Genomic DNA, 21458 nt, shown 5'->3' on the forward strand with positions numbered 1-21458 from the left:
TCACGCCTCGATCTTCAAATTCCCATTCCCTTTCTTCAACGCCGTCAGCCCGTCATTCGATAACTGCGTCTCCGTCGCATACAGAAACCGCAGCTGCTTGATCGCGTTGATTGCGGGCACGTCCAGATCGCTGACATTCGTTCGACGCAGGTGCAACGACTCCAGCTTCGGGAAAAATTTCATCCCGTTGAGGATGCCCGGCGGGAGTTCTTTCCCGTTGAGGAAGATCATGACCACGCTGCCCGATTTATCCCGACCGATCCGGGCATCGAGTTTTTCCAGTTCGTTCAAGACATCATCTAGCGTATCAAGCTTTGGCGCTGGCAACGTCGACTGCACAACCGCAACTGGCGTAACCCTGGGAAGCACAGCGGTCGTTGTGACCTCCTCATCCGAGACAAGTGGGATTGATGCGGGAGCAGCGGACGGGGTTCGCTGAACGGCAAGGCCCGACTCGCGTAGCTGAGCCTTGACCTTCGCAGCCTTGGGCTTCTTGTTCGTGAAGTCTTTCTTCAGCGGCTTGGCGATCGGCTTGGGCGCACCGCCAAACAGGACGGCAATGAATTGCAACAAAAGATTCAAGACGAACAAAACCGCTAGAATGATCAGCAGCTGCTGCCAGATCTCAAATCTCGCCAGTTCATCCAGGATGTTTTGAATCGGTGCAGGAATCCGGTAGACGGTCATCGAGGCCCTCGAGGATCATCGGTCATCAGGGGACAGGCGAACGCGCAGAGCCAACCAGCTCAACTTCACTCGCGTTGAAGCACATCCGGCAGGCTGAATCGATTGCCTTTGATTTCGACTTCCATCGTCGGCCATGTATCGACCGGCGTCGCCCATTCGAAGCCAGAATCTTTGACCAGAATTGTGTCCCCAATTCTCGCCTGCCCGACGGTCGGATACCAGTGCAGAGGCGTCAGCTTCGCCAATTTCAACCCATTCTCCGGCAGGACGACCGATTCTGTCGGTCGGTAACCGGTCACTGCACCAAAGTCGGCCAGCTTCCATTCATCCTCGCAGCCGAACTTCGAGTAAACACTCTCAAGCGGGTGCATCAGCTTTGAGATCGTCCAGCCGGGTTGCGAGTAAAAAAGTGCAGTGGCATAAATCAACGCGACTCGCCGAAAGTCGACCATCAGGTCAGCCGGAGGTCGACCGAAGCTGACAGTCCGCGTGCAACCCACATGCAGTCCCTCGCGTTCGACGATCACCGAAATGACGGCGTATTTTTCGATTTGATCCTGATCTTCGCGCCAATGACGATAGCGCTTCCCGCGACCATCCGCCATCACCTGCATCAGGACGGGCCTAAGTTGATGTCGCCACAATCGGTGTGACAACTCAGCGACGGCTTCGGTATCGGTCACGTCTTTTTTCAGGTGTCGACAGGTGGCTTCGATGGCATGCACCAGCGACCGACCTGCTTCGATGAACCGCGTCCGCTCGAAATCCGACAGGCCGATACGCAACTGATCAAACTCGTGACGCAAGTCCTTTGTATTTTCAAATGGACTGTCGCTACCGATCTTGCGTCCTTTGCAGAAGTCCGCAATCAGCTTATCTTTCGATTCAAACCACGGGCGTTCTTTATGCTGAAATCCCTGCGAGGCAATCTGGTAGTCAAACATCTCAGGCGAATCAACATTGCCACACAACAGGACTCGCGCGCTCTCAGAAACGAAGATCGACGCAGTCGGCTCATTATCTGTCGGGAACGTGTTTTTCGCTCCGCAGGTCGCCCAGGCAAAGTTCTCCGGACGGCGGATCAGAATCGCATCCAGCTTATGTTTCTTGAGCAGATCGATGACCTGGGCATGTCGCGAGTCGATGACCTCACGTCGCCGCATATCGTCGACATTAATTTCCGTCGACGAAATCGGCTCAATCAAATCGGCTGTGGACGTGTTCATTTTCGACTTCGATCACAGGGAGACACACCACACGAGCTGAAAGGTGAACTCGGGGTTTCTGGCAATTCGCGAAATATCAGTGACCGTTTTTATAACCCATATCACCTGTCACGCAACATTCTCAATATCTACCTTCTTCAATTCTCAATGAAGTATTATTCGCGAAAATTCTGCTTGGGAACGAAAAGAAGCGACCCGCTGGGCATCTCTGGAACGCTCGTCCGGGAGTTCAATCAGCAACTCCGTCATCAGGCGTCACGCGGCGCATGACGTTCAAGTTCAAATTTGTTATGCTCGAATCGACTAAGTGATCTTGAGCCTTCGAGTTGAGACGATGCCAACCGTCGTGTCGACGTCAATTTCCTGCAAGTGATGAAATCATCCCGCCATGTCATTTTCGCGTCTACCCGTCTCTTATTGTGCGAACGTCCACCCTTCCTTGTCTGTTGACGGCGTTTTCCAGACTCTGTTTCGATATACGCTCCCCATCCAAAAGCTGGTCGACCGCCCGATCGCTGTCGGGTTGTGGATGCCGCAATCGGTCATCGAAGAGCTTCCCGGCCGCCCTGATTTCGCCATGAAGCTCAGCGACGAACTCTCCTCGCACAAACTTCTCTGCTACACATTCAATGCCTTCCCCTATGGCAACTTCCACAGCGAACGCGTGAAAGAAAACGTTTACCTCCCCGACTGGACCGACCCAGCAAGACGCGTCTACACCGAGACTTGTGCCGATATTCTCTCTCAGCTTGTCCCTGATGGCATTGAAGGCAGCATTTCGACCATGCCTCTGGGCTTCAAGCGCCTTTCGGATCGCCCTGGCTTTCTCGAAGCCACCCACGAGAACTTCCTCCAGCTGACCCGCCACCTCGACGAACTTCATGACTCCACCGGCAAGGTCATCCGCATCGCCGTCGAGCCCGAGCCTCACTGCCTGCTGGAAACAACCGACGAAACCCTCTCCTGGTACGAATCGCTGCTGTCTGCCGCGAAAAAGCAGGATCTGGAAGCCCTCGTCTACCGACACATCGGCCTCTGCTTCGATACCTGCCACCAGGCAGTTGAATTCGAAGACATGGCCGAGATTATCCCGCGCATCGAAAAAGCCGGCATCCGCATCAACAAAGTCCAGATGAGCAGCGCCCTGGAACTCACCCACCCCGCCACCAATGCACAAGGCCTCAAGGATCTCGCTGCCTTCAATGAGCCTCGCTACCTGCATCAGACCATGATTCAATCGCCCGGCAAAGACATCGAGCGCATCGAAGACCTGACTTCCGAGACACTCGAACGCCTCGCCTCAGCCAGCGAGGCTACCGCAGCCCGTATCCACTTCCATGTCCCGGTCCACCAGTCGAAAATGGCATCCCTCGGCACTACGCAGCCACAGCTCCGCGAAGCCCTCGAAGCCATCCACAAGCTTGACTACCCACCTCATCTGGAAGTCGAGACCTATACCTGGTCGGTCATGAAACCCGCCGACGAAAACGCCATCATCAACGGCATCGCCGCTGAGTTCGCGCACGTCCACAAAGAGCTCCACTCGATTGCGAATCCAAAACCGAAATTCGTCAACCTGATGCAATCGAAGAAGTAACCACTGGTACGGGGTAGTCCGGGTTGTCTCAACCCGGACGGCGAAGTCGCCAGAATTACGTCAACTGCGCAATCGACTCCCATCGCTCACCCTCTGCGAGCTCTGCTCAACTCTGTTCCCTCTGCGTTCCAGTCTGGTCTCTCAAAAACTGCGCATAAAAAAAGCCCGGTCGTTAAACCGGGCTTTTTTAAGGTGACCCCAAGGGGATTCGAACCCCTGTTCTCGGACTGAAAATCCGGTGTCCTGGACCGGGCTAGACGATGGGGCCAGTCTTTTTTGCGTAGGACGCGTCAGCAACAAAGAAGTCAGTCGTCTTCTGTGATGCCTACTTCAAATCGGCCAAATGAATGATCGACTTGAAGGAAATGAGATCTTAAAGATCTTCAAACAGATTACAAGTCTGCCACTCTGTTTCAGACAGAAAATGGCGACGAAGGTTCGCGGCAAAATCCTTAAATTCAGCCCTTGTCCGCTCTTACACTGTCCGCTTTGACACTCTCAACAGTTTCGCCGTTGACTGTCTCTCCGGGATTCTGAAAGCCGGCCTGCATAATCGCCTGGTAAATCTCGTGGCGATGCACCGCGACTTCCTTAGGTGCTTCAATTCCGAGACGGACTTTGTCGCCTCGAATGTCGACCACCGTGATGACGATTGAATCGTTAATCACGATGCTCTGATTTTTCTTCCTCGATAGAACAAGCATCGTGTTTCTCCTGATGATCCCTGAGAATCAGCATGATCAACACAATGATCTCATACACATCTGCGTTGAACATCGAGTCAGAATGGAACCAGCACGATCCATTCTAGTGGCACGAGACATGCTGTCAATAGGCTATCTGCGCAAGTGCATACAACCGCTCTGACCCGTGAAAGCCGGTCAGCGATTTGACTTGCGTCCAGCAACAGAAAATTAGGCGGGGTAAGCGAAACAGGACTGACCAGATATCGAAAGCAATCTGGAGTCACTCTATCGGGAGACTGAAAAAAGCCCGAGAAGATTTCTCCGGGCTTCATCCGAGAATTCCGCCGCTGTGGGATCAATCGGTGATCCTGCGCTGCTCAAAGATCGCCCCTTAGTGATTGAAGAGGCTGATCAGTGAGATGCTGGTCAATTAGACCATGTCTTTCAGGCCTTTGAGGGCTTTGACTTTAACGACCTTCTTGGCTGGCTTAGCAGCGACTTGCATCATTTCGCCTGGCTTGAATGGGTTTGGCATCGTCTTGGCTGGAGAAGCCTTCTTCTGGACGACTTCGATTTTGACAAGACCGGCGAGGTTGAACACGCCAGCGCCCTTTTTGCCCATGCTTTCGGAGATGAGTTGGCTCAGGCCATCAACGACAGAGCCGACGTCTTTTTTAGACAGGCCGGTTGACTCTGACAAAGAATTCAGCATCTCGGTTTTTGTCATGGCCTTCTTGGTCGCAGCTGCCATAGGGGAATCTCCTGGAAGTAATGAGAAGAGGGGAAATGTCTCGTTTGATCCGTGAATTTACGTGTCATTCGCGTAATTCTGAACTCAGAGATATTGTCATTCGGAATTTTTGTCAACAATTCTGTTACGCAAATTCAGGGTTTTGATGAGAATCCTGATCAAATGACTCTCAACGGGCTTCGCTCAGGAAATTACCGGGCGAAATCATACTTGGTCTGTCTCGTGATGACACACCTTGATGCATCATCAATCGACGCAAGTCTCATTTCTTGGGTGCCATCTTCAGGACGTTCTCGCGCGTCACCGGGGAGATGACCCCCGTCTCGGTCACAATCCCGGCAATCAAAGCCACTGGCGTGACATCAAAAGCAGGGTTGTAGACAGTCACTCCCACAGGCGCCGTGCGCTTCCCATACCCTTCCGTGATCTCAGAGTCCTTCCGCTGCTCGATCGGAATTCCAGAGCCATCCTCGAGAGTCAGATCGAACGTACTCCAGGGAGCAGCTACATAAAACGGGATGTTGTGCATCTTCGCCAGACACGCGACGGAGTAGGTCCCAATCTTGTTCGCTGCATCCCCATTCGACGCGATCCGATCCGCTCCGACGATGACCCGCTGAATCTTTCCTTCCTTCATGACCTGGGCCGCCATCGAATCGCAGATCAGCGTGTTGGGAATCCCTCGCTGCATCAGTTCCCAGGCCGTCAAACGAGCTCCCTGCAGCAGTGGACGTGTCTCGTCAGCAAAGACATGAATCTTCTTCCCGGCCCGATGGGCTGCGAGCAAAACAGAAAACGCAGTCCCATCACCCGCAGTCGCGAGGGCACCCGTGTTGCAGTGCGTCAGAATTCCTTCCCCTGGTTGAAACAGTTCCGCACCATATTTGCCTATCGCGGCACAGATCTCAATATCTTCGGCTTCGATGCGTTTGGCCTCATCGAGCAGAGATTTCAGACGCTCATCAGCTGACTGGCTTTCGAGCGTTTTCCCAAACGCCTTCATCCGATCGAGTGCCCAGAACAGATTGACGGCTGTCGGGCGACTTTCTGCAAGATAGGTCGTGACCTTCTCCAGCGTGGCGAGAAACGCAGGGAAATCTCTCGTCTCTTTCTGCATCCCGACAACCACGCCATACCCAGCAGATACGCCGATCGCAGGAGCACCTCGCACCGAGAGATTGCGGATCGCGACAAAGACCTCTTCCGTCGTCTTGCAGTCGAGACAGACGGTTTCCATCGGCAGCCGCGTCTGATCGAGCAAACGCAGGAATCCGTCGGTATTTCCAATCCATTCAATGGCTTTGGGAGCAGTCACTAGTCAAACCTCGATCATCATGGAAATTGGGAAATAGAAATTGGAAATTAGCCGGAAGTTTTACTGGGCATCACACAAGCAATGCTTAAGATTCTTCAACGACATCTGGTGAGTCGTTATCAGGAGTTTCCGCAGCATCGACAATCTCCTCGTCGCCCGCGTCTGCTTCGAGACCCGTTGTTGCAACTTTCTCGAAGACGATGATCTTCATTTTCGAGATCTTATATTCCTCCATCCACTTCCAGCAGGGAGGGAATTCGTATTCTTCGAACTCGTTGATACGGTAAAGCAGAAGCGCGTTGTCAGCCGAGACGGATGGCTTGGCCAGTCTCAAAAGGGCTTGATACAAAGGGCGTCCCGGGGAGATTTCTTTGGCCAACTTGTAGGGCGGGTCGAAGAAGATCACATCGAGTGGCGTCAAATGAGGGACGCCGACCGGCTTGAAAGAGCATCGAAAAACATCATTCCGCCAGCAGAGCGCATGATCCTCGATCCCCAGCATCGCGACGTTCTTTTTGAGCAGATCAAACGCAGATGCATCCTTCTCGATCAGGATGGCACTGGATGCCCCTCGGCTCAACGCTTCCAGCCCCAGTGATCCAGTCCCCGCAAAAACATCGGCCACTTTTTTGTCGACAAGCAGGTGCTGAATGTTTTGAAACAGCGATTCCTTGGCCCGGTCCGTAATGGGGCGCGTCGTATCGCCTGGATTCGACAACAGCTTCCGACGACGATATTTCCCCGCGATAATTCTCATACCGACATAGTAACGGCTAAATCGCTGTTTGGAAATCTATGCCGTCACCCGTCTCAAATCCCTCCGGTGTGCCACGTCTGTGTCAGCCGTGCGGTCGCGCAAACAAACTCGGTTTGCACAGCGGTTGGCTGGGGTCAGGCTTTCTCACTGCCCCCAGTTCACACGCGATTGAACGCCCATTCTGGGGACAGCTAACGAACCTGACCCCAGCCACCCATCGTTCAACGAACTTCCAATTCCAAGTCTGGACACACACCTACTGCATCGACCGAACCAGCCCTGCAATCTCATCCGGGTTCGCGATTCCCCTTACCCGAATTTCCAGCTCATCCTGTCCCGAACTGGAAATCGAGATGTTCCCGACCCCCAGTAGTCGCTGCCAGGCCGACTGATAGACCTGAAGGTTACGCACATCATCATGCTGCACTTCCGTCGTCGATTTTGCGACCAGGCCTTTTCTTAGCGTCGACCGTTTTGTGGTCACGCGCAACGTTGTCGAAATGGTATCCAGCCACCAGTATCCGAAGTACCCCGCAATACAGACCACCAGCAGAAAGCACGGGACTGCCACATTGTAATTCCCCGTCCCCAGAAACATCAGACTCACCAGCGACAGCACGATCGCAAGCAGCAGGAGTCCACCAAAAATAAACGGGTACTGACGAAACATCGCCGGATGAACTTCACGCAGGATCGGCTCGATCTCCGATGGCTTCTTCGCAGCCAGTTCCGTCGACAACGGCGGTGCCAGATCGAATGCTGCAGTCGCTTCAGGCATTCTTGGCATGAACGGAATACCACAGCTTGGGCAGTCGACCCGCTTCCCGATAAACTCATACGCCACCGAGACCCCCGTCTCACAAGAAGGGCAGCGATACATCAACGACGGCGACTTGACAGGCATGAGAGCAGCTTTCTGGAGAAGATTGTTTCCTCCAATCTACTGCACCGAGCAATCGCTACGCCAGTTCCCTCGTCGAACTGTCCAATGAAAAAAGCCTCGCGCAAGACATGCTCACGCGAGGCTTCGATTCTCAATACAGCGATCAACCGTTGGCAGGAACAATTCCCTGCCACTCGGCGAACATCTTTTGTACGTTCGCCAGTGCAACCTTATCGGCGGTCGACGACGGCTTGATCATCTGCATGGCTTCGGCTGCTTTGTTGGCGAGTTCCAGTGCTTTCGCGGTATCGCCAGACTTCTGATAGTATTTCGCAGCCTGCAGCAGATAAGACACCTTGCCCATCGGCGGTGCGAGTTCCGCCAGGAAAATAAGGGCATCACCCTGCGTCCCCTTGGCTGGTTCGAGGAACCTCTCAGCCGGGCTCTTCCTGGCCGGCTTTTCATCACCAAAGGCGACGCTCTCGTCACCCTTGGCTTCCTCGAGTTTCGCGACGACCGCCTCAATCATCGCGTCGGCTTTTTCAGATTCACCCGCAGCGCGGTACAAGATCGCAGCGCGGGCTTCGTAGACTCTCGCCCGGTCAGCTGTTTTTGGCTCGCTCATCTGAGCAGCCATCTTCTTCATCAGCTCTGCCTGCGGGATCAGCCCCGTTCCGATGGCTGTGTAGCTGCGATCCAGGGTTTGAACAGCCATGAATTGATCGGCTGGTTCCAGTTCTGCTGTGTCCATGACACTCTGACACTCTTCAATCGCCATCGTGTAACGTCCAGCCTGAACAAGTTCGTTGCCGATCATCAGTTTCAGACGTTCCGGACTAAGTGGATTCTTTTCATGACGAGCAAGAATCGCCTCCCGACCTTCCTCGAAACGACCAGCGCTGAACAGCAGGCGGGTTCTCTGTAGTTTCATGCTCGAAATATCTCGTTCACTGGCCCATTCGGCAGTGGCAATCTGGTCGACGAGTTGAATCGCATCATCGAATCGTCCAGCTTTCGCCAGGACGGTCAGCTTGAGTGGAGCGAAGACTTTCAGGCGTGATTCGCGCGAACCAGCAGCAGCGATTTCCTGATCAAGGAACGCAATGACTTCGTCGTCAGCAACATTCGAAGCCAGCATCTTGCGGACGGTCGCCTGCGTCTTGGCGATGTATTCTTTGTCCTGAATATCCAACAGACGAGCTGACCAGGTGGCGTGGAGTTCTGCATCTGAGTCTTTGCTGGCTGCGACAAGCTTTTCGATGGTCGGAACCCAGCCGAACTGCAGAGAGTCTTCAGGCAGTTTGCCCATGAGTTCGTTAAGAACTTTCACATCGCTGATGTCTGCGAGTTTCTGAGAACCGACGGTCGTGTCAACGGCTGCGATCAATTCTGAGGTCTGACCAAACCCTTCGCGGAACTTTTCAGCACCCGGAAAGCCGACGTGAGCTTTGAAAAGTCTGAGGTCGGTATCCGTCACACAAATCGTCGGAAAGCCACGGATTTCAAACTGCCCTTTCAGCTCGTCGTTCTGGGCTTTCAGTTCCGCTGGCAGTTCCTTCTTGTTGGGGAAGTCGAGTTCGACCGGAACGAACTTCTCGCTGATCATTGCTGCGAAGTCTGGCTTGGTCAGGACTTCGTCGTTGAGTTTGATGCAAAAGCCACACCAGTCAGAGCCAGTGAAGAACAGCAGCAGTTCCTTGTTCTCATCCGTCGCCTTTTTCTTTGCAGCCGCCAGATCGGTCATCCACGGGATCTCTGCTTTCTCTTCTGCAGCCGGTTCCGTTTTCGTTTCGTCGGCAAACGCAGTCGGCTGATTCCAGGATAGAACAGGCACGAGCAACGCTGCGACCAGAAAGGCCAGCAGTGTCTTCGTGAATTTCATTTGAAGCATAAAGGGAACTCCTTTGAAATAGGGAGAAAGAAACGTCAATTCCATGGCGTTGCAACTGGCAGATCATGACGAGCAGCGCCAAAACATCGGCGCATCGGAACATCAGCAGCGACCTCGAAGCAGACATGCCGAGGTTCACCAGACAAGCAAAGCAGCCAGTTCGAAATTGCTTCCACCATGAGCAAAGCCCCCAGGGAAGGTCTTGAAGATGTGAGCATGACCTGACAGGTATCCAACGCAGCGAATTTCTGCTGAGCGAAGCAGAATTCGTTTCGTGAGATTACACTTGTGATCTGTGGAAATCTATTCCTGATCGGAAAATCGACGCGAACAGCAGTAACATATAAGCCGAACCGAAATTTAAACCAGCGTGGTCACAAAAGTCGTGCCATGCTCACAGCTTTGGGTAAGCATGCGGATTCGTTTGACGTTGGAGCGTTCAGAACATGCTTGCTCAAAGCCGCAAGCATGGCACTTTACTGGTGCGGTTCGCTGTTTTTTTAACTGAGCGACTCACCAGCCTCCGACATCCGTTTCACGCCTTTTTCAGCAGGTAAGCAAACAGGCCTTTGGCCAGATGCATGCGATTCTCGGCTTGCAAGAAGACCGAGTCAGCATGACCTTCCATCACGCCATCCGTCACTTCCTGGTCCCGCTTGGCTGGCAGGCAGTGCAGGAACTTCGCATGCGACGGGGCATTCTTCAGCAGTGACTCGTTGATCTGGTAGGGTTGGAAGACTTTGGAACGTGTGTCGGACTGCTCTTCCTGGCCCATGCTGGCCCAGACGTCCGTGTAGATCGCATCCGCGTTCTGGACGGCTTTTTTGGGATCTTTTTCGACCGACAGCTTTGCGTCTGGATAGCGCTTCAGCAGATCCGGAATCACTTTCTCAGGCATCGCATACCCATCAGGATGGGAAATGACGAAGTTCACGCCCGTCATCGCGCAGATTGTCGCGAGGGAAATCGCGACATTGTTGCCATCGCCGACATAAACCATCGTACGACCCGTCACGTCTCCAAACAGCTCCTGCATCGTCAGGATGTCAGCCAGTGCCTGGCAGGGGTGACGATCATCAGAGAGAGCATTGATGACAGGGCAGCTGGCATGCTGGGCGAATTCTTCAATCATCTTCTGTGAGAAAGTTCGCAACGTAATGATATCAGCCATCCGCGTCACAACGCGGGCAACATCCGCCAGTGACTCGCGTCCATGAAGCCCGGCTTCTTTCTCCGTCATAAAGATGCCGGAACCGCCGAGTTGAATCATCGCAGCTTCAAACGAAACGCGCGTTCTCAACGACGGTTTCTCGAAGATCTGAACGAGAACATATCCATCCAGCAGCGGCTGGCGGATGCCGGCGGCGGCGTCCTGTTTGAGTTTGCGTGAGAGGTCGAGAAGTGCTTTGACTTCGTCGGGTGTCCAGTCAAGGAGCGAAGTGAGGTGCTTCATCTTGGAAACTCTGAGAGCAAGCTGTGCGTCGCGTCAGCTGTCTCGTTCTTCAATAATCGAGGAAGGTGGCCCTGGCTGCGACTCGTGACGTCGCATGATTGGCTGATCAATCGGAATCTGACGACATGTTCACACACGCCGTAAAAGAAAAAAGACGGGGAACTTGCCCCGTCATTGGCCCGATTGACCAAAAAGACATTTTAGCCAAATCCGATGGGTTTGCAGCAACCCCAGACGAAGAAATGATGAAGTTCGGCTAGAAATTCGTAGCGGATTTGATGGCTGGGGAGTCGAGGCAAAATGACCTAAGAATCATAATAGCTGAGTTTTCCGACTGATTTCTTTTTGCTGCTGTCGCATGTGTGACACTAGGGCGACAGCAGTGGTCGAGGCGGGATAGCAAACGTAGGTGTCGGCAGCGAACTTGGCTCGGGATAAACTGAAGGATCAGAAATCTTGCCCACAGAGTTTGGACGAGTAACTCCAGTCGCAGTGTCACGACTAATTCCTGCTGCTTTCAATTGAGCGAAAAGGGCTGCCACTTTTCGTTGAGTCTGATAATCAGCAACGAGCACCAACTTCCCGGCAACGAGCTGAACGGCATGTGACTTTTCGCAGCGATAAGGATCGAGGGCTTTAATCAGCTCGATCAATTGATGGCCATTCACGTTCAAAGTCTCGTCGGACATTTGTGGATCGTAAATCTTCGTCTGAATCCGATCGACTGCCGTCTGAACCGGCGTCACTTTCAAGACGCCGTCTTCGACAAGGTAGGTCAGATTCAACTGACCGAGAATGATATTGAGCGCCGAATCCAGCCTCACGTCATTGAGCGCAAGCGACACGGGATCCTCATCAGACATCCCAAATTCAAACATCGCCTTTCGTTCCAAGACGATCGGAATTTGAAACGCATCCGCCAGATGCATGATCGCGTCTTTGAGCGGGAGTTCGTAATAATCGGTCGTAGTCTTCTTGGAAAGAGCCGCTTCGATCCTGGCTTCGGGATCGAGATTCCGAGTCGCATCGTCCGACGTGACTGTCGGGACATCCGGCTTGTCTGGTGTCTGGGCCATCATCAGGCCGGTCATGCCAGCAAACGCCAGGACTGCAAACGCGATGAGGAATCGATTTGAGCGAACCATACTGACTCCTTCCGAAAAGCAAGGTGATCGAACTTATCCCATCATTCTGCTCGAAGTGAACGAACTGGTCTATAAGACTTGAACCGTTTACTCCCCAGGAAATAGAAAAACTCCGTCCGAACGATGTCGTCAGGACGGAGCTGGATCAAGACATAACCAAGAAGGAGCTTACGGGGAGTTACTTGCTCGATGTCACTTCAATATCAATGACATTCTTTCCACCCACGACTTCTTTCATAATCGTCGCGGAATCTGCTTTTGTAAACTCAGGTCCGAGTTTCACTTTCGGGCGGGGCACCCCTTCAATCTGATCCGTCGGCTCCAGATAGACTCGGTATTTACCGGCGGGAATCTGGTCATTTCCCCGGGCCATGTAAATCTGATATGTCCCATCTTTGCCGGCACTTCCCAACGGGTCTCCGTCGGCTTTGTCTTCCGGTTCAAAATGAATAAAGAAGCCCCCCGTCGGCTGTCCATCGACCTTCACGATCCCAGTTACAGAGCCGGCAGACTCTCCTGCACACCCTGCCAGCAGAGTCAAAACGCACATCCCGGACAGCAAACTCATTGGGCGAGACAACATCACAAAACCTTCAAGTAAGGAGAGATAATTGGCATACGAGTCAAGTACAACAACAATCAAAACTCGCCCACAACTTCACCACTATCACGTGTTCCCAGACGCATGAAGACGGCCCCCAGATTGATATTTTCAGAAATGAAACGGACGGCTCCGTCTCCCATGGTGAATTGAGCACCACCTTTATGCAGACTGGAAAACCCCTTGCCCATGTTCTCAGGAGATCCATTGAGGGCATGGTCATAATTGATGCGGAAGTTGGTTCTCGCCAGACAGCCCCCGGTTCCTTGTGCTCCGTTATTGTTTTGCTGGCCAATACCAATCCAGTTGGCTGCTTTGTAGGTCGTGGCGGTCGCGGCTCGAGATGTTCCGCCATCGCGCTCACCGATGTAAATGGTGTTCGAAAGGCCGTCGGTGTTGTCCTTGAAGCCCAGGAAGCTATTTCCGAAAAACATTCCTTCACCTCTTGGGATAACTAGATTCGGGACCGTCCCAGTGACTTGCGGTGAAATCGATCCGACGATCCCGATATAGTTCGACGTACTGACCGGGAAGTGATTAGCTGTACCGAATGTTTGCAGGCTGTTCACATCCGGCGTTGTGTCGGAAGGGCAGCGATAAGATGGTATCTTTGACTGCAAAAGAGCCTGATCAGCCGGGGCGGGAGTTGCCACGTAGAGGTCTTTGAGTCGGCGTGGGTTGTTCATGTTGATCGCATCATACAATGCCGTCTGTTCCATGAATGGCAAGATCGAAACGGCCCACCCGTAGCACGCCGCAGCTGCATTTCCATTGTCGACAATCCAGCCTGCGGGCAGCCTGTTGTAAGTGTCGTGATAATTATGTAGCGCGATGCCGATCTGTTTGAGATTGTTCTTACAAGTCGAGCGACGGGCCGCTTCCCGCGCTTGCTGCACAGCCGGAAGCAAGATAGCAACGAGAGTCGCGATAATAGCAATCACAACAAGCAGCTCAATCAGTGTAAAAGCAGAACGTCGCTGTCTCATGGAAGTGGCCTTTGCAGAATGAAAAGAAGACCGAAGAGGTGAAATAAATCAGCTTGAGTTGGCCCGTGCTCGCCGGTGACGTCGCATCACACGAGCAGAATATCGTGCACGCTGTCTCGTCTTTCATAAGGTGATGCATAATAAGCAGGGCCACCAAAATCAATCAACGGAAATGCATGTGTCGATGCGGCGATTTTTGCAAGTTGTGGAGAAATCACCGAGGTCGCCTTCAACGAAGAAGAGCCATCACAACCAAGTTGTGATGGCTCTTCCCAAGCAGACCAATCAGAAAACTTCAGCCTGATCACGTGACCACTGTTTACGCCGTCGCCAACTCCTTCAGGATCTCTGCGATAATGTCTACAGCCTGTTGAGCCTGCTCCATCGGCAGGTTGTAAGCCGGCAGCAGGCGGATCGTGGTCTCCTGGGTCACATTCAGCAGCAGCCCTTTTTCCATCGCTTTCGCGACCACCGGGGTGGCTGGAATCGTCAGTTCGACGCCCACCATCATGCCGAGGACTCGCACGTCTTTTATGATGGGAAGCTCACGAGCCAGCTGTGAAAAGCTCGTCTCAAACCATTGAGACATCTCAGCGATGTGCGAGAGAAGGCCTTCTTCCTCAATGGCTTTAAAGGTGGCAAGTCCGGCGGCCATCGCCAGCGAGTTACCGCCGAACGTGCTGGCGTGCATACCCGGTCGCAAGCTGGGGGCGATCTCGTCTTTACAGACAAACGCACCACAGGCGACCCCACCTGCAAGCCCCTTCGCGAGCGTCATAATGTCGGGCTGGACTCCGAAATGCTGATAGCCGAACCACGTTCCCAGACGTCCGCAGCCAGTCTGGATTTCGTCAAAGATCAGGACCAGACCATGCTCATCAGCCAGATCGCGCAGGCCCTGCAGGAACCCGTCTGGCGGGATATTGACGCCCCCTTCACCCTGAACTGGCTCGATCAGAATCGCACACGTTTCATGGTCGATCAGATCCGCGACCGCCTGGAGATCCCCATGGGCAGCATATTTGAAACCGGGAACGAGCGGGCCGATTCCTTCGTGATACTTCGGCTGCGCGGTCGCAGTCACAGCCCCAAAGGTTCGGCCGTGAAAACCTTTATAGAAGGTGATGACTTTGTATTTTTCGGGGGGCGTATGCAGGCGTGCCAGCTTGATCGCACCTTCGATCGCTTCTGCGCCACTGTTACAAAAGAACGCTTTCCCGAAGCTGCGAGAACAAATCGCTTCCGCAAACAGCCCCTGCTGCTCGGTGTACCAGGTATTCGGGACGTGAATCAGGGTCTCGACCTGCTCTTTGATCGCTGCAACGAGCCCGGGATGCGAATAACCAAGGATATTGCAGCCCCAGCCCGGAAACAGATCCAGAAACTGGCGCCCTTCCGCATCCCACACAACCGACCCCTCGCCACGCACGAGGCTGACCGGGTAACGCTTGTAATTCGGAATAACGTACTGATCAAAAAGGGCGATCGTTTCCTGACTGGAGAGATTTTGAGTCGTGGTCATCGTCGATTCCGAAGGGTAGAAAAAGAAGTCAGATGCAGAAATCGGTCTTTTAACGCAAAGACGCAGAGTCTCAAAGCAAGACGATCAGACAAGTGGAATCTATTATGGTTCGTTTTGAACGAGTGGAGAAGAGCCGAAGCCAAAACTTCACCACAAAGGCTCAAAGGACACGAAGGTTCACAAAGAGAGAAAGTTATTCGTACGGAAAAGACGGCGTTATCAGCATGACATATCAAAGTTCCTTTGTGAAACTTTGTGTCCTTTGAGCCTTTGTGGTGAACTCTGAGGCTGCTTCATGAATTCTGCGGAGAGTCAGTAGGGCGGAAGATTGGCGATCTGGAGAATTTGCTGGTAAACTCTTTGAAATCAACGATTTGACAAGTCTTGGGGAAAAGACGACTGATGAGCAGCGTAACGAAATCGGCGACGGTCGAAGAGTGGAAACGATTCAGCATGGATCTGCTGGTCAGTGTCGGAATGTTCGCTGCGGAAGCTGAAATCAGTGTCGATCGCATGCTGGATGCCGATCTGTGGAAACTCGAACTCGATGGCTTGATGAATCTGCCGTACTCCATCGTCGCCGGCATCTCGGGGGACATGGATGTCCGTGCTCAGCTCCAGATTCTCAACGAAACCTCGGCGCTGGTCATGATGCACGGCCACCAGGCCGCAGGACGCCTCGCAGCAACCCGCGCCGTCGATTCCATCCTCAAGAAAATACCCGAAGCAGGCGTAGTCGCTGTCGGCGTCAAGAACTCTCAGCCCCTCGGCAGCCCCGCAGTCTTCGCAGCCATGCTCGCCGACGCCGGTTACATTGGCTGCTGTGCGACAAACGCCGGTGATTCTGCAACGAAGCCTTTTGCCAACAGCACCGTCAACTTCTTCGGCACCAACCTGATGAGCTGGGCCTACCCCGTCAGCGACGAAGACATCTTGCTTTATTCGCAGGGTGTGCACGCAGAAGGTCGGTCCGCTGACCATTTCCTCAAACTGGAGACAACGGACCTGCAACAGGCCTACGCAGCCCTCATGATGTCGACCCTCGCTGGTCCTCTTCAGGCCGGTAAGTTCAGCCTGAATAAGACCAAAGGCCAGTCACTCGAACAGACTCAGCATTTCTTCCTCGCCATCGATCCCGAGCAAATGGGCGGCAAAGCCAAGTTCCAACGCGAACTCAAAGCCTCCCTCGACCAGCTTGAGAATGCAGGCGAGTCAACGCTAAAGAAGAACCTCCGCAAGACGACCAAACATCGCGTCCTCCCGGAAACGCTGACTGTCACGTTCACGGAAGCGGGCTGGACGACCATTTCGAAGCAACTGGAAAAGGCGAAGCTGACCGGGCTTCAGATGGCATAGTTATGACATTGATCCGCTCAATGAACGCAGCCAAGAGATTCGCACTTAAAACAGCCGCTTAAAGTCTCGGCTTGCATGGACGACACGAAGAATATAAATCCCGCCGTTGATCGGCAAATAGAACGCGACAAACGATTGTTTGAAAGTGAAACTTCTCAGTCTTGGAAAATACTCTTCGCAGAGACTTCCAAGTTCCGGATTTCTGGCGTAACGCTCGCGCTGGTTGAAGTAAGCATCAATCACCCGGTCTGCATTTAAATAAGATCCGTCCGTTCGTGAAATCCAATGGTAAATCGTCAAGAGATCATATCGGACCTGCGGGTCCTCGCTGATGATCGGACCACTCATGAAAGTGGCTCGCGATTTTCAAGAATAAACCTCCGCAACTCATTGGCATCGCTGCGTTCAAATTCTCCGCTCAAATATCGCTCATACGCAGGTTGCAGCATTCCTCTGAGTTTTTCGACTTCCTGCTGGTATTCGCGATATCGATGCAACGCTTCCTCGAGATTCGTCGGCCCATCTCCCTTTTGAGACAATGCGTCCACAAATCGCTGAAAGTGTTGATAATCGAGATCGAACTCTGTGACAGTACTCATACTGATATCTTATCCCGCCTCTTTTTTACCCGTCAATAATTTTCTTCCCCTCGGATTCATCCTTCTTCTCAGTCACCGCAAATTCATCGCATCCACATCCACCTGCTGCTCGACCCGCGCAAACCCCTTCGGCAACTTCCCTTTCACCTCATCCCACAATGCACGAATCTGCAGAAAGCTCTCCGCCGTGATCTGCAGGTGAAAACGAAAAAGCTGCTTGATCCGCGCGACATGCGGTGGGCACGGCCCCAGGATCCGAATCGGCAACGGCCCCTCATCTGTCCCGGGCGCGACTTTTCTGGCGGCCTCTCTCAGTACCTCGCTCAACTGCGTCGCATACTCCAGCGTCTCTCCCTCATCCGGTCCGCGACAAATGATGCGTGTCAACGTCTTAAACGGCGGCATCCCCTGCTCCTGTCGATGCCCCAGTTCCAGACGGACAAAGGCGTTGAAATCATGCTGAGCCGCCAGCGCGATGGCGGGCTCATCCCGTGACGAGGTTTGTACGAAGACACGACCACCTTTGCTCCCGCGACCTGTTCGTCCCGAGACCTGCGAGATCAATTGAAACGTCCGCTCCGACGCCCGGAAATCCGGCTGGAACAACATGCTGTCCGTATCGATCACTCCGACAAACGTGACGTTCGGAAAGTCCAGTCCCTTCGAGATCATCTGTGTCCCGAGCAGGATCTGCACCTCGCCATGTCGAAACCGCTCCAGGGCCTCATCGTGACTCCCTGGCTTGCGCATTGAATCCGAGTCCATGCGGATCGTCTTGTAATTCCCAAACTTCGTCCGCACTTCCTCTTCGAGCTTCTGCGTTCCTGCCCCCAGATACTTCAACGTCCCCTCATTGCACTTCGGACAACGCTGTGGCGGCACTGCGGAAAACTCACACGTGTGGCAAATCACCTTCCCTTTGTCTTTATGCCACGTCAAAGAGAGATCGCAATCCGGGCACTTCAACTTCTCGCTGCAACTCGGACACCACAGCACCGGTGAAAAGCCTCGCAGGTTGAAAAACAAAATGACCTGCCCCCCCTCTTTCAGTGCCTGATCAACCCCACCCTGCATCGCACGACCGATGGAATGACGCTGCTTGATCAGCGGGTCATGCAGTGTATCGATCAGATCAACGCGAGGCACTGTCAGCCCGTCGATCCGCTTCGTCATCCGCAGCAGTTTATACTCCCCCTGCTTGACCCGATAACACGACTCCAGCGTTGGCGTCGCAGACCCTAGCACCAGCGGGATCCCTTCTCGTCTGGCACGCTCCTGCGCGACCGCGCGCGCATGATAACGAGGCGTCGTATCCTGCTTGAACGTCGTCTCATGCTCTTCATCGATGATGATCAGCCCCAGCCTCGCCAGCGGTGCAAAGATCGCACTCCTTGCGCCGACCACCACCTTCACCTCGCCTGAGGCGATCCGCTGCCACTCGTAATGCCGGTCCGCATCACTCAAATGCGAATGCAAGACCGCGACTTCATCAAATCGACTCCGAAATCGACGAATCGTCTGCGGCGTCAAGCTGATTTCCGGCACGAGCACAATCGCCTGCTTGCCCCGCGCGACGGCATCCTGAATCGCCTGGATGTAAACCTCCGTCTTCCCGCTCCCCGTCACGCCATGGAGTAAGAAGGTCTCATGTCGCCCCTCACGCGACGCCTCGACAATCGCCTTCAACGCCGTCGCCTGTTCGACGTTCAGCTTCAGATTCTCCTGCTTCGCCGATGCGGCTCCAGCCTCTCGTTCTTTCAGCGCCCGCTCACGAAACGACTCCAGCCACCCTTTCTTCGCCAGCGTCTTGATCGGCCCCGGCCCACAATGCGCCAGCTCCGCCAACTGTGACCCCGTGATCCCATCCGGTTTCGTTCGCGCCACCCGAATCACTTCCGCCTGTTTCCCCGGCAGCTTCGAGAGTTGCTCGTCACTCATCCGCATCGAAACGGAAGTCAATCGATAATATGTCGTCTCGCGCGTCCCCGCTTTATTCTTCACCCCCGCTGGCACAACCGCTTCCAGCACCTGCCCCCAACTCGCCAGATAACGCCACGCAATCCACTGCGTCAGCCCCAGCATCTTCACATCGATCAGCGGCTCGACATCGAGAACCTCTTCCACCTGCTTAAACTTATGCAGTCGGGAAGCATCCGCTTCACCCGCTTCCCGCACACCGACACAATACCCCGGCGTCAACTTATCCCCACGCCCCAACGGCACCTTCACCCGCATCCCCGGCTGCAGCGTCCCCTGAAATGCTTCCGGGATCACATAGTCATACGGCTCCTCAATCGGCCGATTGAAAACGATCTGCGCGAGCGAAAAATCAGTCCGCTCCGCCACTTCCCACTTCGGCGTCGGCCTCGCAAATTCCTCCGCATCAAACAAAGATCCTTCCATCCCGCTATCATACTCCGCTAACCACCCCTCAGGAAGCATGCCCGATTCACTCCCTCTCGGTCGCGGCTCTGAAGAAAACTCTGCGTCCTCTGCTCCCCTCCGCGTGCTCTGCGTTCCAGTCTCTCTCCTCGCTTTCCAACAGTCTCGATCTTAAACTGACACTACGCCGATATCCTTCGTGAAACTTAGTGCCCTTCGTGTCTTCGTGGTCAATCTCCCTCCGGCGAATTACGAATTCCGATTTCCGAATTACGTCCCCCCCATGCAAACCCCAGACGCCCTCATCATCGGTGCCGGTATCGTCGGCCTCGCGACTGCCTACCAGCTTTCCAACCAATACCCGTCTGCACGCCTTCTCGTCATCGATAAAGAACCCGGCCCCGCTCGCCACCAGACCGGCCACAACTCCGGCGTCATCCACTCGGGCATTTACTACACCCCCGGCTCGAAAAAAGCCCTCACCTGCCGGGCGGGAAAAGCAGAGCTCGAAACTTTCTGCACGACTCATTCCCTCCCGTTCGACCGCTGTGGCAAAGTCATCGTCGCCACGACCAATGACGAACTCCCGCGCCTGCAGTCTCTCTACGAACGAGGCCAGCAGAATGGCGTCGACTGCAGACTCATCGACCCCCACGAACTCAAACAGCTTGAGCCGCACGCCGCCGGCCTGGCGGCGATCCATGTCCCGGAGACCGGCATCGTCGATTACGTCGCGGTCTGCCAGAAACTCGTCGAGATCCTCTCCAAACGTAACACCCGGTTCCTCTGGAACACGAAGGTCATCTCCATCCAGGAAACCCGCGACCGCGTCATCGTCCGCACCCCCCAGGGCGACCATTCTGCCCCCACACTCATCGCCTGCGCAGGTCTCCAGTCCGACCGCATCGCCAAAGCAGCTGGTCTCGCTCCCGCGTGTCGCATCGTTCCCTTCAAAGGCGAATACTTCGAACTCACCCCCGACGCCCATCACCTCTGCAACAACCTCATCTACCCCGTCCCCGATCCGCGCTTCCCCTTCCTCGGCGTCCACTTCACCCGCATGATCCACGGCGGCATCGAAAGCGGCCCCAACGCCGTCCTCGCCCTCGCGCGGGAAGGCTACGGCAAATTCGACTTCAACCTGCAAGACACCTTGAACACTCTCGCTTCACCCAGCTTTCTCCATCTCGCATCAACATACTGGCGCATGGGGCTTGGTGAAATTCACCGCTCTCTCAGCAAACCTGCCTTCGTCAAAGCCCTCCAAAAACTGATCCCCGAAATCCGCTCCCACCACCTCACCCCCGCCACCCCCGGCATCCGCGCTCAGGCCCTCAGCACTTCCGGCCAACTCGTCGACGACTTCCTCTGGGCCGAAACCGAACGCATGGTCCACGTCCTCAACGCCCCATCCCCCGCCGCCACCGCCTCCCTGCAGATCGCCAAAGAGATCTCGCTCCACGCGTCTCGCCTCTTCTCTTGATTCCGTCCCTTCTCCCCCGGGAGAAGGTGACCGAGTCTTCGATGTCGGATGAGGGACCTCTGCGAACGGTCAACACACTCACCCTTCCAATTTCCTCCTTCCTTCCCCCACTCCCCTCTGCGACAATAGCCATGCCCT

General features: G+C 54.2%; 20 protein-coding genes and 1 tRNA gene. 3 read left to right on the forward strand and 18 right to left on the reverse strand.

Going from position 1 to position 21458, the window contains the following annotated elements; translation table 11 throughout:
• Both SH248x_RS20315 and SH248x_RS20320 read right to left on the reverse strand, forming a co-directional pair.
• Complete coding sequence (locus SH248x_RS20315) at positions 1 to 687, reverse strand: hypothetical protein (RefSeq protein WP_459556156.1); 687 nt, start codon at positions 685 to 687, stop codon at positions 1 to 3.
• A 65-nt stretch (positions 688 to 752) separates the two neighbouring features.
• A complete protein-coding gene (locus SH248x_RS20320) occupies positions 753 to 1913 on the reverse strand; it encodes a M24 family metallopeptidase (protein ID WP_459556157.1) in 1161 nt (386 codons plus the stop codon).
• Positions 1914 to 2301: 388 nt separating this feature from the next.
• Between SH248x_RS20320 and eboE the strand changes: the two genes are divergently transcribed.
• Positions 2302 to 3510, forward strand: a complete 1209-nt coding sequence (eboE, locus tag SH248x_RS20325; RefSeq protein ID WP_459556158.1) for a metabolite traffic protein EboE — start codon at positions 2302 to 2304, stop codon at positions 3508 to 3510.
• A 193-nt stretch (positions 3511 to 3703) separates the two neighbouring features.
• On the opposite strand, the gene SH248x_RS20330 is transcribed toward eboE, so the two are convergent.
• The 13 genes from SH248x_RS20330 to SH248x_RS20390 form a co-directional block, all read right to left on the reverse strand.
• A tRNA-Glu gene (locus tag SH248x_RS20330) sits at positions 3704 to 3778 on the reverse strand.
• Positions 3779 to 3968: 190 nt separating this feature from the next.
• Positions 3969 to 4214, reverse strand: a complete 246-nt coding sequence (gene csrA / locus SH248x_RS20335) for a carbon storage regulator (protein WP_459556159.1) — start codon at positions 4212 to 4214, stop codon at positions 3969 to 3971.
• Between the two features lie 412 nt (positions 4215 to 4626).
• Positions 4627 to 4947, reverse strand: a complete 321-nt coding sequence (locus SH248x_RS20340) for an HU family DNA-binding protein (RefSeq protein ID WP_459556160.1) — start codon at positions 4945 to 4947, stop codon at positions 4627 to 4629.
• Between the two features lie 262 nt (positions 4948 to 5209).
• Entirely contained in the window at positions 5210 to 6262 is a 1053-nt protein-coding gene (gene mtnA, locus SH248x_RS20345; protein WP_459556161.1) for an S-methyl-5-thioribose-1-phosphate isomerase, read from the reverse strand.
• Between the two features lie 85 nt (positions 6263 to 6347).
• Positions 6348 to 7019 (reverse strand): RsmD family RNA methyltransferase, encoded by a 672-nt coding sequence (gene rsmD, locus SH248x_RS20350; protein ID WP_459556162.1) that lies wholly within the window; start codon positions 7017 to 7019, stop codon positions 6348 to 6350.
• A gap of 256 nt (positions 7020 to 7275) precedes the next feature.
• Positions 7276 to 7923, reverse strand: coding sequence for a YdbT family protein (locus SH248x_RS20355; RefSeq protein ID WP_459556163.1), 648 nt, complete (start codon positions 7921 to 7923; stop codon positions 7276 to 7278).
• Between the two features lie 142 nt (positions 7924 to 8065).
• Positions 8066 to 9793, reverse strand: a complete 1728-nt coding sequence (locus SH248x_RS20360; protein ID WP_459556164.1) for a thioredoxin family protein — start codon at positions 9791 to 9793, stop codon at positions 8066 to 8068.
• Positions 9794 to 10328: 535 nt separating this feature from the next.
• Positions 10329 to 11246, reverse strand: coding sequence for an ornithine carbamoyltransferase (gene argF, locus SH248x_RS20365; RefSeq protein ID WP_459556165.1), 918 nt, complete (start codon positions 11244 to 11246; stop codon positions 10329 to 10331).
• Positions 11247 to 11614: 368 nt separating this feature from the next.
• A complete protein-coding gene (locus tag SH248x_RS20370) occupies positions 11615 to 12391 on the reverse strand; it encodes a hypothetical protein (protein ID WP_459556166.1) in 777 nt (258 codons plus the stop codon).
• Positions 12392 to 12569: 178 nt separating this feature from the next.
• Positions 12570 to 12974: a hypothetical protein gene (locus SH248x_RS20375; RefSeq protein WP_459556167.1), complete on the reverse strand. Its 405-nt coding sequence runs from the start codon at positions 12972 to 12974 to the stop codon at positions 12570 to 12572.
• Between the two features lie 56 nt (positions 12975 to 13030).
• Positions 13031 to 13978 carry a DUF1559 family PulG-like putative transporter gene (locus SH248x_RS20380; protein ID WP_459556168.1) on the reverse strand — a complete coding sequence of 316 codons (948 nt, stop codon included), beginning with the start codon at positions 13976 to 13978 and terminating at the stop codon, positions 13031 to 13033.
• A gap of 86 nt (positions 13979 to 14064) precedes the next feature.
• On the reverse strand, positions 14065 to 14286 hold the full coding sequence (locus SH248x_RS20385) for a hypothetical protein (protein WP_459556169.1): 222 nt from the start codon (positions 14284 to 14286) through the stop codon (positions 14065 to 14067).
• Positions 14287 to 14297: 11 nt separating this feature from the next.
• Entirely contained in the window at positions 14298 to 15500 is a 1203-nt protein-coding gene (locus tag SH248x_RS20390; RefSeq protein WP_459556170.1) for an aspartate aminotransferase family protein, read from the reverse strand.
• Positions 15501 to 15902: 402 nt separating this feature from the next.
• Between SH248x_RS20390 and SH248x_RS20395 the strand changes: the two genes are divergently transcribed.
• Positions 15903 to 16856, forward strand: coding sequence for an Ldh family oxidoreductase (locus SH248x_RS20395; protein ID WP_459556171.1), 954 nt, complete (start codon positions 15903 to 15905; stop codon positions 16854 to 16856).
• 45 nt (positions 16857 to 16901) lie between these two features.
• Here the strand turns inward: SH248x_RS20395 and SH248x_RS20400 are convergent, their stop codons facing one another.
• The 3 genes from SH248x_RS20400 to priA form a co-directional block, all read right to left on the reverse strand.
• On the reverse strand, positions 16902 to 17204 hold the full coding sequence (locus SH248x_RS20400; protein WP_459556172.1) for a type II toxin-antitoxin system RelE/ParE family toxin: 303 nt from the start codon (positions 17202 to 17204) through the stop codon (positions 16902 to 16904).
• Complete coding sequence (locus SH248x_RS20405; RefSeq protein WP_459556173.1) at positions 17201 to 17455, reverse strand: hypothetical protein; 255 nt, start codon at positions 17453 to 17455, stop codon at positions 17201 to 17203. Before SH248x_RS20405 ends, SH248x_RS20400 begins: the two co-directional genes overlap by 4 nt.
• A 72-nt stretch (positions 17456 to 17527) precedes the next feature.
• On the reverse strand, positions 17528 to 19897 hold the full coding sequence (gene priA / locus SH248x_RS20410; protein ID WP_459556174.1) for a primosomal protein N': 2370 nt from the start codon (positions 19895 to 19897) through the stop codon (positions 17528 to 17530).
• A 223-nt stretch (positions 19898 to 20120) separates the two neighbouring features.
• On the opposite strand from priA, the gene lhgO reads away from it, so the two are divergent.
• The gene (lhgO, locus tag SH248x_RS20415) at positions 20121 to 21320 is read left to right on the forward strand and encodes an L-2-hydroxyglutarate oxidase (RefSeq protein WP_459556175.1); all 1200 of its coding nucleotides are present in this window, start codon (positions 20121 to 20123) and stop codon (positions 21318 to 21320) included.
• Positions 21321 to 21458 lie beyond the last annotated feature (138 nt).

The sequence above is a fragment of the Lacunimicrobium album genome (assembly GCF_052161635.1).
Taxonomy (GTDB): domain Bacteria; phylum Planctomycetota; class Planctomycetia; order Planctomycetales; family Planctomycetaceae; genus SXPC01.

Coding starts and splice junctions, on each gene's coding strand:
- SH248x_RS20315 (WP_459556156.1), bottom strand. CDS start 687: ATGACCGTCTACCGGATTCCTGCACCGATTCAAAACATCCTGGATGAA.
- SH248x_RS20320 (WP_459556157.1), bottom strand. CDS start 1,913: ATGAACACGTCCACAGCCGATTTGATTGAGCCGATTTCGTCGACGGAA.
- eboE (WP_459556158.1), top strand. CDS start 2,302: ATGTCATTTTCGCGTCTACCCGTCTCTTATTGTGCGAACGTCCACCCT.
- csrA (WP_459556159.1), bottom strand. CDS start 4,214: ATGCTTGTTCTATCGAGGAAGAAAAATCAGAGCATCGTGATTAACGAT.
- SH248x_RS20340 (WP_459556160.1), bottom strand. CDS start 4,947: ATGGCAGCTGCGACCAAGAAGGCCATGACAAAAACCGAGATGCTGAAT.
- rsmD (WP_459556162.1), bottom strand. CDS start 7,019: ATGAGAATTATCGCGGGGAAATATCGTCGTCGGAAGCTGTTGTCGAAT.
- SH248x_RS20355 (WP_459556163.1), bottom strand. CDS start 7,923: ATGCCTGTCAAGTCGCCGTCGTTGATGTATCGCTGCCCTTCTTGTGAG.
- SH248x_RS20360 (WP_459556164.1), bottom strand. CDS start 9,793: ATGCTTCAAATGAAATTCACGAAGACACTGCTGGCCTTTCTGGTCGCA.
- argF (WP_459556165.1), bottom strand. CDS start 11,246: ATGAAGCACCTCACTTCGCTCCTTGACTGGACACCCGACGAAGTCAAA.
- SH248x_RS20370 (WP_459556166.1), bottom strand. CDS start 12,391: ATGGTTCGCTCAAATCGATTCCTCATCGCGTTTGCAGTCCTGGCGTTT.
- SH248x_RS20375 (WP_459556167.1), bottom strand. CDS start 12,974: ATGTTGTCTCGCCCAATGAGTTTGCTGTCCGGGATGTGCGTTTTGACT.
- SH248x_RS20380 (WP_459556168.1), bottom strand. CDS start 13,978: ATGAGACAGCGACGTTCTGCTTTTACACTGATTGAGCTGCTTGTTGTG.
- SH248x_RS20390 (WP_459556170.1), bottom strand. CDS start 15,500: ATGACCACGACTCAAAATCTCTCCAGTCAGGAAACGATCGCCCTTTTT.
- SH248x_RS20395 (WP_459556171.1), top strand. CDS start 15,903: ATGAGCAGCGTAACGAAATCGGCGACGGTCGAAGAGTGGAAACGATTC.
- SH248x_RS20400 (WP_459556172.1), bottom strand. CDS start 17,204: ATGAGTGGTCCGATCATCAGCGAGGACCCGCAGGTCCGATATGATCTC.
- SH248x_RS20405 (WP_459556173.1), bottom strand. CDS start 17,455: ATGAGTACTGTCACAGAGTTCGATCTCGATTATCAACACTTTCAGCGA.
- priA (WP_459556174.1), bottom strand. CDS start 19,897: ATGCTTCCTGAGGGGTGGTTAGCGGAGTATGATAGCGGGATGGAAGGA.
- lhgO (WP_459556175.1), top strand. CDS start 20,121: ATGCAAACCCCAGACGCCCTCATCATCGGTGCCGGTATCGTCGGCCTC.